This window comes from Marinicella marina, from assembly GCF_030065545.1.
Lineage (GTDB): Bacteria > Pseudomonadota > Gammaproteobacteria > Xanthomonadales > Marinicellaceae > Marinicella > Marinicella marina.
The window spans coordinates 1-467 of sequence record NZ_JASJNC010000019.1; the positions used below are offsets into that span (position 1 = coordinate 1).

At 40.3% G+C, this 467-nt stretch carries 1 protein-coding gene; it reads right to left on the reverse strand.

From position 1 onward, the window contains the following. Positions 1–93 precede the first annotated feature (93 nt). A complete protein-coding gene (locus tag QNI24_RS15380; RefSeq protein ID WP_283708771.1) occupies positions 94–405 on the reverse strand; it encodes a transposase in 312 nt (103 codons plus the stop codon). Positions 406–467 lie beyond the last annotated feature (62 nt).

Here is a 467-nt window from a genome sequence, read left to right on the forward strand (position 1 = left end):
ACCAGTCATAAAAACCACTGGTTGAAACTCCCATGACTTTGCACAGGGTTTTTATGCTGTAATTTTTACTTTCAGCTCGGATGAATGTGTACTTCACTTGAGCTCTTTGGCAAAGTACACGGCGGCCTTTTTTAAGATTTCAACTTCCTCACGAAGGCGTTTATTTTCTTCACGTAACTTGGAAGCTTCACTCTGGTTTTCTTTAAGTGGCCTTCCTTTTTTGCCTGAGAAGGCTTTGTCACCTTTAGTCATCAACTGTTCTTTCCACTTGTATAGCTGATTACGTCTGATTCCTAGCTGTGTGGCTATTTCCGATGATGGACGTTCTGATTCATCCATCATCCGAATGGCTTCAAGTTTGAACTCCTTGGTGAAGGTTTTATATGGTTTTCTTTTTCTTGTCATTTGGATACTCCTGGTAGACTATTGTCTACTAATAAATGTATCCGTCAAACTATGGCAGGTTC